Raw genomic sequence first — 16957 nt, forward strand, 5'->3', positions numbered from 1 at the left:
TCCCGTCAGGCGCGGGCCGGGACCTCGCCGTACGTCGTGGTGCGCTGGCGCAGGGGGCGCCCGATGCCCGCGGCGATCTCGGCCAGCTCGGCGACCGTCTTGGCCGAGCCGTGCTCGGAGCCGGCCATGCGGGAGATGGTCTCCTCCATCAGGGTGCCGCCGAGGTCGTCGCAGCCGGACTGCAGCATCAGCCGCGTGCCCTCGACGCCGAGCTTGACCCACGACGTCTGCACGTGGTCGATGCGGCCGTGGAGCAGGATCCGTGCGGCGGCGTGGACCGCCAGGTTGTCGCGCAGGGACGGCCCCGGGCGGGCGACGCCGGCGAGGTAAATCGGCGCGCTGGTGTGCACGAACGGCAGCGGCACGAACTCGGTGAACCCGCCGGTCTCGTCCTGGATCCGTTGCAGGACCCGCAGGTGGGTCACCCAGTGGTCGGGGCGGTCGACGTGGCCGTACATCATCGTCGCGCTCGAGCGGATGCCCAGCCGGTGCGCGGAGGTGACGACCTCGACCCACGCGCTGGTGGGCAGCTTGCCCTTGGTGAGGATCCACCGGACGTCGTCGTCGAGGATCTCCGCGGCGGTGCCGGGGATCGTGTCGAGACCGGACTCCTTGGCCTTGAGCAGCCAGTCGTGGATCGTCAGGCCGGTGCGCGCGGCGCCGTTGACGACCTCCATCGGGGAGTAGGCGTGCACGTGCATCTCGGGCACGCGACGCTTCACCGCGGCGGCGATGTCGAAGTACGCCGTGCCGGGCATCTCCGGGTCGATGCCGCCCTGCATGCAGACCTCGGTCGCGCCGAGGCGCCAGGCCTCCTCGGCCCGGTCGGCGACCTGGTCCAGCGAGAGCGAGTAGGCGTCGGCGTCGGTGCGCCGCTGGGCGAACGCGCAGAAGCGGCAGCCCGTGTAGCAGACGTTGGTGAAGTTGATGTTGCGGTTGAGCACGTAGGTCACGTCGTCGCCGTTGACCTCGCGGCGCATCGCGTCGGCCAGGCGGCGGACCTCGTCGAGGTCGGTGCCGTCGGCGGTGAACAGCGCTAGCGCGTGCGCGTCGGTCAGCCCGCGCGGGTCGCGCTCGGCCTGGGCCAGGGCGGCGCGGACGTCGGAGCTGAGCCGCTCGGGAGCGGTCGCTGACGCGACCTCCTCGCGCAGGAGCGCCCAGTCGCCGTACACGTCGGAGAAGTCGCCCCGCCGGTCAGCGGTGCGGCCGGTGGTGTCGATCGTCTCGTGGAGGTCGGTGCGCCCCCAGGCGCCGGCGTCCGCCCCGAGGTCAGGCTCCTGCCAGGGCAGCCCGACGGGGCGTACGCCGTCGCGCAGCAGCCCGGTCTCGTCGGCGAGCGCGGCCACGTGGGGGCGGACGCGGGGGTCGATCCAGGGCTCGCCGGCGCGGGCGTACTCGGGGTGGACGGTCAGGCGCGGCGTCAACGAGAAGCCGGCCTCGGCGGTGACCTCACGGAGGGTGTCGAGGGAGGGCCAGGGGCGCTCGGGGTTGACGTGGTCCGGCGTCAGTGGCGAGACGCCGCCCCAGTCGTCGACGCCGGCGGCGAGGAGGTCGCGGCACTCCGACAGGTCGACCAGGTTGGGCGGGGCTTGGATGCGCATGCGGGGGCCGAGCACGAGGCGGGCGACCGCGACGGCGGCGAGGTAGTCCTCCAGCCCGAGGTCGTCGACGCCACGCATCGCGGTGTCGGGCTTGGCCCGGAAGTTCTGGATGATCACCTCCTGGACGTGGCCGTACTGGCGCGCCACCCTGCGCAGGGTGAACAGCGACTCGGCGCGCTCGGCCACGGTCTCGCCGATGCCGACGAGCAGGCCTGTGGTGAACGGGACCGAGAGGCGACCCGCGTCCTCGAGCACGCGGAGCCGGACGGCAGGATTCTTGTCAGGGGAACCAAAATGCGGTTGGCCCTTCTCGGTGAAGAGCCGCTCGGACGTGGTCTCGAGCATCATGCCCATCGACGGGGAGACGGGCTTGAGCCGGTTGATCTCCTCCCACGACATGACGCCGGGGTTGAGGTGCGGCAGCAGGCCGGTCTCCTCGAGCACGCGCACGGCCATCGCGCGGACGTAGTCGAGGGTCGAGTCGTAGCCCTTCTCGTCCAGCCATTGCCGGGCCTCGGGCCACCTGTCCTCGGGCCGGTCGCCGAGGGTGAACAGCGCCTCGGCGCACCCGAGCGCGGCGCCCTGGGTCGCGATCGCGATCACCTCGTCGGGCGAGAGGTAGGGCTCGCGTCCCTCGCGCGCCGCCTGGGCCGGCGTCTCCACGAACGTGCAGTAGTGGCAGCGGTCGCGGCACAGCCGTGTCAGCGGGATGAAGACCTTGGGGGAGTAGGTCACGACCCCGGGCCGACCGGCGGCCTCCAGGCCCGCGTCACGCACCCGGGCCGCATGGCCCATCAGCGTCCGCAGGTCGTCCCCGCGGGCCTGCAGCAGCACCGTCGTCTCGGCCAGGTCGAGCGTCGCCCCGCGGGCCGCGCGAGCCAGCGCGCGGCGTACCTCGTGGGGGGTCGGTGCGGTCGCGTCTGTCACCGGACGAGCCTAACCACGCCACCGGTGGTGCCGGTCGGTGGTCCAGGGAACCCGACCGACCCCGCCCGTCAGGCCTGCCAGGAGCGCCAGAGGGCGGCGTAGGACCCGTCGCGGGCGACCAGCTCGTCGTGGGTGCCGATCTCGGAGACCACCCCGTCCTCGACGACGGCGACGCGGTCGGCGTCGTGGGCGCTGAACAGCCGGTGCGCGATCGCGACGACGGTGCGGCCCTCCAGCACCGCGGCCAGCGAGCGCTCGAGGTGGCGCGCCTCGCGCGGGTCGACCATCGAGGTCGCCTCGTCGAGCACGAGGGTGTGCGGGTCGACCAGCACCAGCCGCGCGAGCGCGACCTGCTGCACCTGGGCCGGGCTGAGCCCGCGCCCACCGGAGCCGACGCGGGTGTCGAGCCCGTCGGGGAGCGCGGCGGCCCAGTCCTCGGCGTCGACGGCGGCCAGGGCGCGCCACACCTCGTCGTCGGAGACCTCCTCGGGGTGGGCGAGCGCGCGACGTTGTCGCGCAGGGTGCCGGCGAAGACGTGGTTCTCCTGCGTCACGAGCGCGACGCGACGGCGGAGCGAGGGCAGGTCGAGCTCGGTCAACCCGACGTCGCCGACGGTGACCGACCCCGTCCGCGGCGGGTGGATGCCGGCGAGCAGGCGCCCCAAGGTCGACTTGCCGGCGCCGGAGGGGCCGACCACGGCGAGGCGCTCGCCCACACGGAGGTCGAGGGAGAGACCGTGGAGCACGTCGCGCTCGCCGTCGTAGGCGAAGCGCACGTCGGTGGCGTCGATCTTGTCGCAGGCGGGCGCGCGCCCCGTCACCACGCGGTCCTGCGGCACCTCGCGGACCCCGAGCAGCCGCGCGAGCGAGACCGACCCCGTCTGCAGCTCGTCGAGCACCGACATCAGCCGGTCCATCGGGTCGGCGAGCATCTGGACGTAGAGCGTCGCCGCGGTCACCTGCCCGAGGTCGACGTGACCGCCGACGTAGAGCCAGCCGCCGACCAGCACGGTCGCCGCGGTCGGGACCGCGTGGACGGTCGCCTCGAACACCGGGAAGAACCCCGTGCGCAGCCACAGCGTGTAGCGCTCCGCGGCGTACGACGACGCGACGTCGCGCGCGATCCGGCGCAGCCGGCGGTCCTCGAGCCGCAGCGCCTCCACCGTGCGCGCCCCGTCGACCGTCTCGGCCAGCGAGGAGGCGATGAAGGTCCACGACTCGTGCTCGCGGAGGTAGCCGTCGCGGGCGCGGGCGAGGTACCACCGCACCGTCGCCACCAGGGCGGGGAGGCCGAGGGCCAGCGGCAGGGCGACCCACCAGCCCCCGACGACCAGGGCGGCGCCGACGGTCAGCGCGGTCTGCAGCGTCGCCACGACCGCCTCGGGCAGCGACCGCTGGGCGGTCCACTGCAGGGCGTCGACGTCACGGGTGGTGCGGGTGACCAGCTCGCCGCTGCCGGCCGTCTCGACCGCGCCGAGGGGCATGTCGAGACTGTCCTGCACGAACCCCTCGCGCAGCTCGGCCAGCGTCAGCTCGCCGAAGACGAACCCGCGGTAGCGCGCGGCACGGGTCAGCACCGTCTGCGCGGTCAGGGCGACGAGCAGCAGCAGGACGGTGCGGTCGACGTACGCCGTCGTGGTGCCGGAGCGGACCGCCTCGACAAGGCCGCCGATCAGGGCGGGCGCGGCGAGGCCGGCCACTGTCGCCAGGACGTGCAGCACGACGAGCTGTCCGACCAGGCGGCGACGCCGGGAGACCAGGTCGCCGACGTAGGCGAGGACGGCCGACGGCTCCGAGACGGGCAGGTGGGTGCTCACCGGGAGGCCACCTCCTCGCCACGGGTGACGGCCGCGGCGTAGCCCGGGACGTCGCGCAGCAGCTCGTGGTGGCCGCCCTCGGCGACGACGCGCCCGCCGTCGAGGAACACCACGACGTCGGCGCGGTCCAGGACCAGCGGGCTGGTGGTCGTGAGCAGCGTGGTGCGACCGCGACGCGCGGACCCCAGCCGAGAAGCGATCCGGGCCTCGGTGTGGGCGTCGACGGCGGAGGTGGGCTCGACCATGACCAGCACCTCGGGGTCGGCGAGCAGCGCGCGGGTCAGCACCAGACGCTGCCGCTGGCCGCCGGAGAACGCCCGGCCACGCTCGGTGACCTGCCCGTCGAGCCGGCCCGGGAGGGCGTCGAGGACGTCCTCGGCCGCCGCGACGTGCAGGGCCTCGAGCAGCGCCGCCTCGCCCCGCTCGTGCAGGTCGAGCTCGTCACGCAGGCGCCCCGCGAAGAGCACGGCACCCGTGTCGCCGACGACGATGCGCCGCCGCACCTCGGCCAGGGGTACGGCGTCCAGGCGGTCCGCGCCCCAGCTCACCTCGCCCGGGGCGAAGCGGCCCAGCCGGTCGGCCAGCGCCGCCGCGTCCTCCGGGCGGGTGGAGACCACCGCGGTGAGCAGCCCGGACCGCACCCGGACCCCGGACTCGTGGTCGACCAGGTCGCCACCGTCGACAGGGCGCGGGGACGTCGCGACGTCGGACTGCTCCGGCTCGAGGTCGAGCACGCGGCAGACCCGGGCAGCCGCGACCCGGGCGGAGATCGCCTTGCCCAGCACCTCGGTCGCCGTGCGCAGCGGGATCATCAGGAACGCGGAGTAGCCGTAGAACGCGACCAGCTCGCCCACCGTGATCCGCCCCTCGACCGCGAAGCGCGCGCCCAGCCACACCACCACGACGACGAACAGCCCCGGCAGCGCGACCTGCGCGGCGTCGAGGACCGAGTGGACCCGGCCCACCTGGATGCCGGAGTCGCGCACCCGGGTCGACTCCTCGACGTACCTCCGGTGGAAGACGCGCTCCCCGCCGACCCCGCGCAGGATGCGCAGCCCCGCGACGATGTCGGCCGCCAGCGCCACCAGCTCGCCGTAGGCCTCGCGCTGCCGGATCGTGCGCTGCTGCAGCGGGCGCATGACGGGCCAGAGGAGCAGCAGCATCAGGGGCACGCCGACCAGCACGAGCGCGCCGAGGACCGTCGAGGTGCGCAGCAGCACGACCGCGACCAGTACGAAGGACACGACCGAGCCGGTGCCCCGCGCGGTGACGTCCATCAGCTGCCCGATGCGCGCCATGTCGGCGGTCCCGACCGCGACGACCTCGCCGGTGGAGAGGCGGTGCGGCAGGGTGCCGCCGAGCCTGACCGCCTGCTGCGAGACCAGCGTCAGCGTGCGGAAGGCGGAGGTCAGGAAGTTCGCGACCGCGCACCGGTGGCGCAGGATGCTGGACGCCGCCTGGAGCAGCCCGACCGCGAGCAGCACCAGCGCCATGCGGACCAGCAGACCGGTGTCGCGCGGCACCAGCGCGTGGTCGATGGTCCACCCGACCAGGGCCGGCACGAGGGCCTGCGTGCACATCCACACCACGCCGTACGCCATGCCGGCCGCGAGGCTCTGCCACTGGCGGCGGGCCAGCCAGAAGAGGTACGACCCCGGCCCGCGGGAGTCCGCGGGACCGGGGTCGTCGAGATGTCGTGGCCGCACCGCACCAGGCTAGGAAGGACGTGCTTCCCGCGCGTCTCAGTTTCTGCGCAGGGCCCTGCCCAGGCTGGCGACCAGGCCGACCGCCCCGGCGATGACCAGGACGATCGAGAAGGCGACGCCGCCGTCCCCGACCTGCATCACCCCCTGGTCGGTGAGCAGCCACAGCAGGGCGACGCCGACGGCGAGCAGCCCCACCACCAGGTAGCCGGTCTGCAGCGGGTGGAAGCCGGGGTGCCGCTCGTCGTCCGGCTCGACCTCGTGGCTCTGCCACTGCCCGAGGACGGTCGTGTCCTCGGCCTCGAGCGGGGTGGTCTCCTCGTGCTCGGGCATGTCAGCCCCTCCTCACGTCGATGTGGCCGAAGGCCGCGTCCAGGTGGAGCGTCAGCGGAGCGCCGGTGACGCTCGGCGGGCCCTCGTAGGTGCGCCGCACGTCGGTGCCCCACCCGTCGTGGGTCAGGCCGTCGGGGGTGTCGATCGCGCCGCCGTAGCGGACCTCGGCGTCCACGTCGACGTCGACGTCGCCCGGCACGATCACCACGATCTCGCCGGCGTTGACGTCGGCGCTGATCGTGCGGCCCGCCAGGGCCGACGGCTCGCTCAGGTCGGTGAGGTCGATCTCGATGCGGCCGGCGGGGACCGAGTAGCTCGACCTCAGCTGGCTCGTCGTGGTCGGGCGGACCGTGACGTCGCGCGAGCCGTGGTAGGTCGGCTCGCCGACCGCGGTCGCACCGAGCGCGACGAGGGAGACCAGACCGAGCAGGACCAGCCCACCGGCCCGCCCGAAGAACGAGCCGACCACGAGCATCCCGCCCACGATCGCCAGGGCGAGGGCGGCGTAGCCCGCGTCGGGCACGGCGTGGCCGTTGCTGTCGAGCAGCCCCAGCACACCGAGACCGAGCGCCACCAGGGCGAGCGTCGGCATGAACAGCAGGGGGCCGCGGCGCCGGCGCGCCGGGGGGTACGCCGGCGCGGGGCGCCAGGTGCCCGTCGCCCGGTCGTAGCGGCCGGTGAAGGCGGGAGCCGGGGCGTCGTACGACGGCTGCTCAGGACCGCCCGCACCGGTCACCCCGGGTGCACCGGTCGCACCGGTCCAGGTCGCCCGCTGCTCGCGCCGCGACTGCCGGACGAGGTGGAAGGCCAGTGCACCGACCGCGAGCACGCCGAGGAACCACACGCCGCCGCTGTCCCCGCCGACCCCCGTGGTCAGGGCGATCAGCGCGGCGACGACGAGGGCGACGATCACCAGGACGTTGCGCGTGGAGTCGTCGCTCGGCACCACCACGTGGCCGTCCCGCTCGTCGGGCACCAGCAGCCACAGCGCGGCGTACAGCAGGATGCCCGAGCCGCCGAAGAACGTCAGGACGACGAAGATCACCCGCACGAGCAGCGGGTCGACGTCGAGGTGGCGGGCCAGCCCGCCCGCGACGCCCGCGACCTTGCGCTCGGTGACGCTGCGGCGCAGCGCCCGGTAGTCGCCGAGCGCCGCGGTGTTCATCCCGTCGCGCGGTCCGTCCCCACCCGGACCGGGCGGAGGGCCCGACCGGTCGCCCGGCGGCGGGGGAGGCGGGGTGCCGGGCGGCGAGGGGGGAGGAGGGGTGACCGTCTCGTTCATGGCTCCACCGTGGCCCTTCCCTACGCGTGCGCACCATCGGTGACGCCCCTGATCCTGCCCGGGGGAGGATGCCACGGACTCAGGGTGAGGTCAGGGTCGCCACTCATGGGTCAGGGGCTCGCGCTCTGCGACGATTGAGCCGATGGAGCAGACGAGCCAGACCACCCACCAGCCCCCGGCCTCCGGCCCGGCGGGCTCGGCGGGCTCGCCGGTGTGGGTGCCGCGCAAGGCGCACCGCAGCCGTCGCGACAGCTACCTCGGCGGCGTGGCCGGGGGGCTCGCGGAGCACCTGGGCGTCGACCCGGTGCTGGTCCGCGGCTTCTTCGTGCTCTCCACGCTGGCGGCGTTCGGGCTCGTGCTCTACCTGGCGCTGTGGGTGATGCTGCCGATGGACAACCGGCCCGAGCCCTCCAGCCCGGGTCTCGAGTCCGCCACCCGCAGGGGCCTGCGACCGGGGCGCCCCGACTCACGTCGCCGCGACACCGGCATCCTCCTCGCGCTGGCCGCGGTGGTCTTCGGCGTCGCCGGGCTCACCGACGTCGCGACCGGCAGCCTGCACCTGCTCTGGCCCGGCGCCTTCGCCGTCCTTGGTGTCTCCGTCCTCTGGCTGCAGGCCGACGAGGCCCAGCGCGAGCGGTGGCGCCACGCGGGCGAGCGCGTCGGGATCGCCCGCATCCTGCTCGGCAGCGGCGGCGCCGCGGCCTGGGCGCGCCTGGTCGCCGGGGCCGGCCTGCTGGTCACGGCGCTGGTCATCTTCGCCGCCCAGTCCGGCCAGGTCACCGTCGCCCGCGACATGGTGGTCGCCGGGATCCTCGGCATGGGAGGCCTGGCGATCGTGCTCGGCCCGTGGCTGTTCAGCCTGGCCTCCGAGCTCACCGACGAGCGCGCCGAGCGCATCCGCACCCAGGAGCGGGCGGACGTCGCCGCGCACCTGCACGACTCCGTGCTCCAGACCCTCGCGATGATCCAGCGCAGCTCCGGGGACCCGCCGACGGTCGCCCGCCTCGCCCGCGCGCAGGAGCGCGACCTCCGGCAGTGGCTGTACGGCGACCAGGCGGCTCCCGAGGGCACGCTCGCCGCCTCGCTGAGTGCGGTGGCGGCCGAGGCCGAGGACCTGCACGGCGTGCCGGTCGAGGTCGTCACGGTGGGCGACCGGCCCACGACGGCCGAGCTCGTCCCGCTGGTCGGCGCGACCCGCGAGGCCGTGCTCAACGCCGTGCGCCACTCCGGTGCACCGCGGGTCGACGTCTACGCCGAGATGGCCGGCGACCACGTGGAGGTGTTCGTCCGCGACCGGGGCCGGGGGTTCGACCTGGCGGCCGTGCCCCAGGACCGGCAGGGTGTCCGGGGCAGCGTCATCGGCCGCATGGAGCGCCACGGCGGCAGCGCCGAGGTCCGCAGTTCCCCCGAGGGTGGCACCGAGGTCCGGCTCTCGATGCCGGTCCGCACCCAGCCCCAGCAGCAGGTTCCCGAGCAGGCCCACGACCAGGAGGAGACCCGATGAGCCCGGTGACCGTGGTGGTCGTCGACGACCACGCCATGTTCCGCTCCGGTGTGCGGGCCGAGCTCGCGTCGTACCCCGCTCGCGTGACGGTGGTCGCCGAGGCCGAGGACGTCGACTCCGCGGTCGAGCAGGTCCGCGCCCACCAGCCCGACGTCGTGCTGCTCGACGTGCACCTGCCCGGCGGCGGGGGAGTCGAGGTGATGCGCCGCGCCGCGCCGCGCTGCCCGGACACCCGCTTCCTGGCGCTGTCGGTCTCCGACGCGGCCGAGGACGTGATCGGCACGATCCGGGGCGGCGCCCGGGGCTACGTCACCAAGACCATCACCGGGCCCGAGCTGGTCGACGCCATCGACCGGGTCTCGATCGGCGACGCGGTGTTCTCGCCGCGCCTGGCCGGCTTCGTGCTGGACGCCTTCGCCGGCTCGATCGCCGTCGCCCAGGTCGACGAGGACCTCGACCGGCTCACCGAGCGGGAGCGCGAGGTGATGCGGCTGATCGCGCGGGGCTATGCCTACAAGGAGGTCGCCTCCGAGTTGTTCATCTCGGTCAAGACCGTCGAGACCCACGTCTCCAGCGTCCTGCGCAAGCTCCAGCTGTCCTCGCGTCACGAGCTCACCCGCTGGGCCAGCGACCGCCGTCTGCTCTGAGACCTCACGCCTGCCCGGCCCGGTCGAGCGGTTGCCGCCTCCCACTAGCGTGAGGCCATGAGTCCGGGGAGCGCGCACCAGTCCACCGACCAGATCCGCACCGTCCTGGTCGCCGGCGCGACCGGCTTCGTCGGCCGGCGCCTGTGCCCCGCGCTGGAGGACAAGGGCTACGAGGTGCGCGCGATGACCCGCCACCCCGAGACCTACTCGGGGCCGGGTGAGGCGGTGTTCGGCGACGTCCACGACGCCTCGACGCTCACCGACGCGCTCAAGGGCGTCGACGCGGCGTACTACCTCGTGCACTCGCTGGACTCGCCCGACTTCGAGCGGCTCGACCGCGAGGCGGCCCAGGCGTTCGGCCGGGCGGCGGCCGAGGCCGGGGTCCGGCGCATCGTCTACCTCGGCGGCCTCGGCTCCGACGAGGACATCCTCTCGGCCCACCTGCGCAGCCGTCGCGAGGTGGAGAAGCACCTCGGCGACGCCGGGGTGCCCGTCACCTCGCTGCGGGCCGGCATCGTCATCGGCCACGACGGGCTGTCGTGGGAGATGACCCGCCAGCTCGTCGAGCGGCTCCCGATGATGATCACCCCGCGCTGGGTCAGGACGCGCACCCAGCCGGTCGCCCTGAGCGACGTCGTCCGCTACCTCGTCGCCGTCCTCGACGTGCCCGAGACCTCCGGCCGACCGCTCGAGGTGGGCGGCCCCGACGTGCTGTCCTACGCCGAGATGATGCGCCGCGTCGCACGCCACCAGGGCCGCACCATCCTCGTCCTGCCGGTCCCCGTCCTCTCGCCCCACCTGTCCTCGCACTGGCTCAACCTGGTCACCGACGTCGATACCGCCGCCGGCCGCTCCCTGGTCGACTCGATGGTCAACGAGGTCGTGGTCAACGACCACACGCTCGAGCGGCTGGTCCCGCTGGACCTGCGCACCTTCGACGAGGCGATCGGGGAGGCCTTCGAGGAGCGCGAGCGCGAGCTCGCCCAGGCCAGCGGGTGGAAGGCGCGCCTGCGCGCCAAGCTCCCGATGTCCCTGTCCTACAAGGTGCCGATCCGGCACGAGGAGTCCGACGCCGTACGCCGGCACCGGCGCCGGGTGGTCGCCGGCACGTCCCTGGTCGGTGCGGGCCTGCTCGGCTACGGCCTGAGCACCAAGCCCGGCTCGAAGGCGTTCTACGGCGCCACGCTCGCCACCGCCGGCATCTACACCGCCGGGGGGCTGGCCTCCGGCCCCCTCCACCTGGGCTGGATCCAGCTGCAGGACCGGTCGCTCAATCGCCCGATCATCACCCCGATCCTCACCGGCGCGGGTGCCTTCGGCGTCTTCTACGTCGGCGCCCACGTCGTCAAGCTCGTGCCGCCGCTGGGCAAGGCGGTTGCCACCGTCCTCCAGTTCGCCGACGAGGGCGACGAGAAGCTGCTCTACCTCACCACCCTGTCCAACGGGGTCGCCGAGGAGATCTTCTTCCGCGGCGCGGTCTACGCCGCCCTGCAGGACCTGCACCCCACGCTGACCAGCACCGGTGTCTACATGGTCGCCACGATCCCGACGCGCAACCCGATGCTGGTCTTCGCAGCCGGCCTCATGGGCCTGCTCTGGGGGGCCCAGCGACGCGCCAGCAACGGGCTCCAGGCGCCGGTCCTGACCCACCTCACCTGGTCCACCCTGATGCTGCGCTACCTCCCGCCCGTCTTCGCCGACGTCGTGCCCGAGCAGACCCGCGGCGCCCGCGCCGAGGTCGCGCGGCACCAGCCCCGCGCGGTGCGCGCCGTGTCGGCGGCCGTGGAAGCCCCCACCACCGCTCCGGGGCTGCTGCGCCGCTGGCTACGCTGACGCCGTGAAGATCCTCGAGGCCGTCCTGCTGGTGTTCCACCTCCTCGGCCTCGCGGCCGTGGCGTTCGGCCTGCTGCGCCAGCTCAACCGGCCCACCAAGGTCGTCGACGCGGTCATCGCCCACGGGGCGACCACCCAGCTCGTCACCGGCCTGCTCCTCGTCGGCGTGCTGGAGTCCGGCGACGAGGCCGTCAACCACGTCAAGATCGGCATCAAGCTGCTCGTCGCCCTGGTCGTCGTGGGCCTGGCCCACGCCAACCGGCGCAAGCCGAGCATCCCCACCGGCCTGTTCTGGGGCCTGGTCGGGCTCGAGCTGGTCAACGCGGTCATCGCCCTGGCCTGGTAGCCCCGATGCGCCGGGCCGCCCTCGCCCTCCCCGGCCTCGGCCTGGCGCTCGTCCTGGCGGCCTGCGGCTCCGGGTCGCCGCTCGAGCCCCGCACGGCCACGTCGAGCTCCCCCTCTTCCGCCGCGCCGCGCCCGTCGCACCGGCCTCCCGCCACGTCCGCGACCTCGCGACCCTCGCGCACGACCCCGACCCGGCGACCCGTCCTCGACACCTGGCAGGTCGGCGCCCACGTGCTCCCGCGCCGGCCGGACGGCTTCGGCGTCGTACGCCCCACCCCGCCGGAGCTCAGGGTGCGCCGCCTGGCCACCACCGACGCCCTCCCCGGGCCCACCGACGGACGGTTCCACTCCTCCTCGCGGACGATGACCCCTGCGCTGGCGCGACGGCTCGAGCTCGCCTGGTCCCCGGGCTGCCCCGTGGCGCTGGGGGACCTGCGGCTGCTGGACCTGGCCTTCCACGGGTTCGACGGGGAGCTCCACACGGGGCAGCTGGTGGTCCGCGCCGACGTCGCGGGCGAGGTCGTCGAGGTGTTCCGGCGGCTGTTCGCCGCGCGGTTCCCGATCGAGCAGATGCGGGTGGTGACCCAGGCCGACCTCGTCGCACCGCCGACCGGCGACGGCAACAACACCGCCGCCTACGCCTGCCGCGCGACGCGGGGCTCGACCTCGTGGTCCGCGCACGCCTACGGGCTGGCCGTCGACGTCGACCCGTTCATGAACCCCTACACCCGCGACGGCTCCGACCTGGTGCTGCCCGAGCTCGCGTCGTCGTACCTCGACCGCTCCTGGCGACGTCCCGGCATGGTGCTCCCGGGAGGGCCGGTGACCCGTGCCTTCTCCGCGGTCGGCTGGACCTGGGGCGGGACGTTCTCGACCGTCCACGACCCGATGCACTTCTCCGCCGACGGGCGCTGACACCTGCGCCGACCTGTCGGCGCAGCGACATAGGCTGAGCCGGACATGACTTCATTCCCCATCCCAGCCCGGTCCGACTCGGCGAGGCAGTCCCTCACGGATCCCGACGCCGATGCGCTGTTCCCGGCGTCCGACGCCGGGTCCGACCTCGAGGAGCGGCCGCGCCGCAGGCCCCGGGTCACCGCCGACCAGCTGCTGGAGGGGCTCAACGAGCCCCAGCGGGAGGCAGTCGTCCACGAGGGCGCGCCGCTGCTGGTCGTCGCCGGCGCCGGCTCGGGCAAGACCCGCGTGCTCACCCGCCGCATCGCCTGGCTGATCTCCGAGCGCAAGGCCCACCCCGGCTCGATCCTGGCGATCACCTTCACCAACAAGGCCGCCGCCGAGATGCGCGCCCGGGTCGAGGACCTGGTCGGCGGGCGCGCCAAGATCATGTGGGTCTCGACCTTCCACTCCGCGTGCGTGCGCATCCTGCGCAAGGAGGTCGAGCGCTTCGGCTACAAGTCCGGGTTCTCGATCTACGACGCCGCCGACCAGAAGCGGCTCATGGCGCTGGTGTGCAAGGACCTCGAGCTCGACCCCAAGCGCTACCCGCCCAACGCGGTCCTGCACTGGGTGTCCAACCACAAGAACGACCTGGTCGACCACGAGTCCGCCGCCGCCCGGGCCGACAACGACCTGGAGCGCACCTACGCCGAGGCCTACTCGCTCTACCAGCAGCGGCTCAAGTCGGCCAACGCCATGGACTTCGACGACCTCATCATGACGACGGTCCACCTGCTCCAGGCGTTCCCCGACGTGCGTGAGACCTACCGGCGACGCTTCCGCCACGTGCTCGTCGACGAGTACCAGGACACCAACCACGCGCAGTACGCCCTCGTCCGCGAGCTCTGCGCCGAGGACCCGTCGGCGTACGACGCCGGCTCGGACCCCGACGCCGTCGGGCCGGCCGAGCTCATGGTCGTCGGCGACGCCGACCAGTCGATCTACGCCTTCCGCGGGGCCAACATCCGCAACATCCTCGACTTCGAGGAGGACTTCCCCCAGTCGCGCACGATCCTGCTCGAGCAGAACTACCGCTCGACCCAGAACATCCTCAGCGCCGCCAACGCGGTGATCAGCCGCAACCAGGGCCGCAAGCCCAAGAACCTCTGGTCCGACCAGGGCCGCGGCGAGCCCATCGTGGGCTACGTCGCCGACGACGAGCACGACGAGGCGCGGTTCGTCGCCAAGGAGATCGACACCCTCACCGACGCCAAGGCGGCCAGGCCCGGCGACGTCGCGGTGTTCTACCGCACCAACGCACAGTCCCGCGTGTTCGAGGAGGTGTTCATCCGCACCGGCATGCCCTACAAGGTCGTCGGTGGGGTGCGCTTCTACGAGCGCAAGGAGGTCCGCGACGCGATCGCCTACCTCCGCATGCTGGCCAACACCGACGACGAGATCAGCCTGCGCCGGGTGGTCAACGAGCCCAAGCGCGGCATCGGCGACCGGGCGATCGCCTGCGTCGAGGCGATGGCCCGTCGCGACGGCACGACCTTCTTCGAGGCCCTGCAGCACGCCGAGGACGCCCCCGGCATCGCGACCCGCTCGGTGACCTGCATCGCGGGCTTCGTCGCGATGGTCGAGGAGCTCCAGTCGATGGTCGACGCGGGGGAGCGGGCCGACGTCGTGCTCGAGGCGACGCTGGCGCGCAGCGGCTACCTCGCCGCGCTGGAGGAGTCCGAGGACCCCCAGGACGAGACCCGGCTGGACAACCTCGCCGAGTTGGTCGCCGTGGCGCGCGAGTTCGCCGACGAGCCGGTCCCGCCGCCCTCCGACGACCCGGCCGACCTGACTCCGGCGCGCCCCGGCGTGCCCGAGTTCCTCGAGCGCGTCTCCCTGGTGGCCGACTCCGACCAGATCCCCGACCAGGACGACGAGAGCCTCGGGGTCGTCACGTTGATGACCCTGCACACCGCCAAGGGGCTGGAGTTCCCCGTCGTCTTCCTGACCGGGCTCGAGGACGGCGTCTTCCCCCACCAGCGCTCGCTGGGCGACCGCACCGAGCTCGAGGAGGAGCGCCGGCTGGCCTACGTCGGCCTCACCCGCGCCGAGCAGCGCCTCTACGTCTCCCGCGCCCTGGTCCGCTCCGCCTGGGGCGCACCGGCCCACAACCCCGCCTCGCGGTTCCTCGACGAGCTCCCCGACGAGGTCATGGACTGGCGGCGCACCGCCGCCGAGCAGTCCTCGTGGAACCGGTCGGTCATGCCGCAGCTGCCGACCCGCCGCTTCGGCAGCGCCAGCGCCAAGGCCGACGCCGAGGCCCGGGGCCAGAAGCGCGAGGTCCCCAGCCTCTCGCCGGGGGACCGGGTCACCCACGACTCGTTCGGCATGGGCACGGTCGTGGCCGTCGAGGGCGCGGCCGACAAGGCGGTCGCCTCGATCGACTTCGGCTCCGACGGGGTCAAGCGGCTCCTCCTGCGCTACGCGCCGGTCGAGAAGCTCTGAGCCCGACACGCGCGCGGTTGCCGAGGTGGCCGGGCGGGGCTACGGCGTGACGCCGTGGAAGACCAGCGCCTGGTAGGGGTCGACGGGGTCGCCGGCGCCGGGGCGGACCTCGAGGTGCAGGTGGGGGCCGGTGGTGTTGCCGGTGGCGCCGACCAGCCCGATCTCCTGGCCGGAGAACACCGTCTGCCCCGGGCGGACCCCGATCGCCGACTGGTGGCAGTACCACAGCTCGGTGCCGTCCTTGAGCGTCTCGACGGTCCGGTTGCCGTAGGCGCCGGCCCAGCCGACCTGGGTGATGGTGCCGCCGGCCACAGCCTTGATCGGGGTCCCGGAGGGGGCGGCGAAGTCGAGGCCGGTGTGGCAGTGCGACCACAGGCCGCTGCACTGCCCGAACCGCGCGGTCAGGCGGTAGCCCGAGACCGGCAGCACCCACGCGTCCTTGGCGAGCTTCTTGGCCGCGTCCTCGGCGCTCGCCGCGAGCTTGGCGATGGCGGCGTTGGCCTCGCGCGCCTGGCGGGTCGTGCCGGCGTACGCGCTGGGGCCTGCGCCGCCCGTCGTCGCGAGCCCGGCGCCGGAGGAGTCCTCGCCCGGTGACGCCGTGGCGCTGGGGCCGGCGGCCGCCAGGGCCAGCGCCGCGCACGCGACGGAGGCGACCGCCAGCGGCACGCGTCGGCGCGCGGGTCGGGCAGCGGTGGGGCTCACCCCCCGATTGTCCCCGATCCGGGCGCTTCGAGTCCCGCGGTTGACGACAAGACGGGCGGTGGCGCGGTGTCGAGGACGGATCGGTGCGAGATCTCACACACCCCAGGTGCTCCGCAGTGCGGCACCCTCGCACTAACCTGTCGAGAGTGACGACCACCACCAAGTCCCCGGCCGCTCGGGCGCGGTCCTCCACGATCGTCTGGAAGCTGGCAATGGCGCTGACCGGCCTGGTCTTCGTCGCCTACGTGCTGCTCCACATGTACGGCAACCTCAAGGTCTTCGCCGGCCAGGCGTCCTTCGACGGCTACGCCGAGCACCTGCGCGAGATCGGTCAGCCGATCCTCCCGCACGCCGGCCTGCTGTGGATCATCCGTGTCGTGCTCCTGGTCTCGGTCGCCGTCCACGCGACCGCGGCGTACAAGCTGTGGGCCCGTGCGCGCGGCGCGCGTCCCCAGCGCTACGTCGTCCAGAAGGCGGTCCAGGCGTCCTGGTCCAGCCGCACGATGCGGTGGGGCGGCACGGCGCTGCTGCTCTTCATCGTGTTCCACATCCTCAACTTCACCACCCGCACCGTGACCCCGGGCGGCGACTCCGACAGCCCCTACCAGCGGCTGGTCAACGCCTTCCAGCCCGAGCAGTGGTGGGTCGCGGTGATCTACCTGGCCGCGATGGTCGCCCTGGCGATGCACCTGCGCCACGGCGTGTTCAGTGCCGCCCAGACCTTGGGCCTGACTGGCACGGTGGAGAAGCAGCGCCGCTGGAACCTGCTCGGCTACGCCCTCGCGACCGTCGTCGCCGGCGGGTTCGCGCTCGTCCCCCTGTCCGTCCTGTTCGGCATCGTCGACTGACCGACCCAGACCCG

At 73.7% G+C, this 16957-nt stretch carries 13 protein-coding genes; 7 read left to right on the forward strand and 6 right to left on the reverse strand.

The genetic code is table 11. The features are described from left to right. Window positions 1-5 precede the first annotated feature (5 nt). From J2S63_RS17385 to J2S63_RS17410, 5 genes are read right to left on the reverse strand one after another with little or no spacing between them, the layout of a single operon-like run. Window positions 6-2483 carry a bifunctional FO biosynthesis protein CofGH gene (locus J2S63_RS17385; RefSeq protein ID WP_374725141.1) on the reverse strand — a complete coding sequence of 826 codons (2478 nt, stop codon included), beginning with the start codon at window positions 2481-2483 and terminating at the stop codon, window positions 6-8. Continuing rightward, window positions 2371-4344 (reverse strand): ABC transporter ATP-binding protein, encoded by a 1974-nt coding sequence (locus J2S63_RS21350; RefSeq protein ID WP_374725120.1) that lies wholly within the window; start codon window positions 4342-4344, stop codon window positions 2371-2373. Before J2S63_RS21350 ends, J2S63_RS17385 begins: the two co-directional genes overlap by 113 nt. Continuing rightward, a complete protein-coding gene (locus J2S63_RS17400; RefSeq protein WP_310304835.1) occupies window positions 4341-6050 on the reverse strand; it encodes an ABC transporter transmembrane domain-containing protein in 1710 nt (569 codons plus the stop codon). Before J2S63_RS17400 ends, J2S63_RS21350 begins: the two co-directional genes overlap by 4 nt. A gap of 36 nt (window positions 6051-6086) precedes the next feature. Continuing rightward, window positions 6087-6380, reverse strand: a complete 294-nt coding sequence (locus tag J2S63_RS17405) for a hypothetical protein (protein WP_310304837.1) — start codon at window positions 6378-6380, stop codon at window positions 6087-6089. Window position 6381: 1 nt separating this feature from the next. Next, a complete protein-coding gene (locus J2S63_RS17410; RefSeq protein WP_310304839.1) occupies window positions 6382-7662 on the reverse strand; it encodes a PspC domain-containing protein in 1281 nt (426 codons plus the stop codon). Between the two features lie 142 nt (window positions 7663-7804). Here J2S63_RS17410 and J2S63_RS17415 point away from each other — a divergent pair, with 142 nt between their 5' ends. From J2S63_RS17415 to pcrA, 6 genes are read left to right on the forward strand one after another with little or no spacing between them, the layout of a single operon-like run. After that, window positions 7805-9166: a PspC domain-containing protein gene (locus J2S63_RS17415; RefSeq protein WP_310304841.1), complete on the forward strand. Its 1362-nt coding sequence runs from the start codon at window positions 7805-7807 to the stop codon at window positions 9164-9166. Continuing rightward, window positions 9163-9813, forward strand: coding sequence for a response regulator (locus J2S63_RS17420; protein ID WP_310304843.1), 651 nt, complete (start codon window positions 9163-9165; stop codon window positions 9811-9813). Before J2S63_RS17415 ends, J2S63_RS17420 begins: the two co-directional genes overlap by 4 nt. 57 nt (window positions 9814-9870) lie before the next feature. Next, window positions 9871-11646, forward strand: coding sequence for an NAD(P)H-binding protein (locus J2S63_RS17425; protein WP_310304845.1), 1776 nt, complete (start codon window positions 9871-9873; stop codon window positions 11644-11646). 4 nt (window positions 11647-11650) lie between these two features. Next, window positions 11651-11992 (forward strand): hypothetical protein, encoded by a 342-nt coding sequence (locus J2S63_RS17430; RefSeq protein ID WP_310304847.1) that lies wholly within the window; start codon window positions 11651-11653, stop codon window positions 11990-11992. A 5-nt stretch (window positions 11993-11997) separates the two neighbouring features. After that, window positions 11998-12906 carry a M15 family metallopeptidase gene (locus J2S63_RS17435; RefSeq protein ID WP_310304849.1) on the forward strand — a complete coding sequence of 303 codons (909 nt, stop codon included), beginning with the start codon at window positions 11998-12000 and terminating at the stop codon, window positions 12904-12906. Window positions 12907-12951: 45 nt separating this feature from the next. Then, complete coding sequence (gene pcrA, locus J2S63_RS17440; RefSeq protein ID WP_310304851.1) at window positions 12952-15393, forward strand: DNA helicase PcrA; 2442 nt, start codon at window positions 12952-12954, stop codon at window positions 15391-15393. A gap of 39 nt (window positions 15394-15432) precedes the next feature. Here the strand turns inward: pcrA and J2S63_RS17445 are convergent, their stop codons facing one another. Next, a complete protein-coding gene (locus tag J2S63_RS17445) occupies window positions 15433-16095 on the reverse strand; it encodes a M23 family metallopeptidase (RefSeq protein WP_310304853.1) in 663 nt (220 codons plus the stop codon). 146 nt (window positions 16096-16241) lie between these two features. Between J2S63_RS17445 and J2S63_RS17450 the strand changes: the two genes are divergently transcribed. Further along, window positions 16242-16943, forward strand: a complete 702-nt coding sequence (locus J2S63_RS17450) for a succinate dehydrogenase cytochrome b subunit (protein ID WP_310304855.1) — start codon at window positions 16242-16244, stop codon at window positions 16941-16943. Window positions 16944-16957 lie beyond the last annotated feature (14 nt).

This window comes from Nocardioides marmoribigeumensis, assembly GCF_031458325.1.
Lineage (GTDB): Bacteria > Actinomycetota > Actinomycetes > Propionibacteriales > Nocardioidaceae > Marmoricola_A > Marmoricola_A marmoribigeumensis.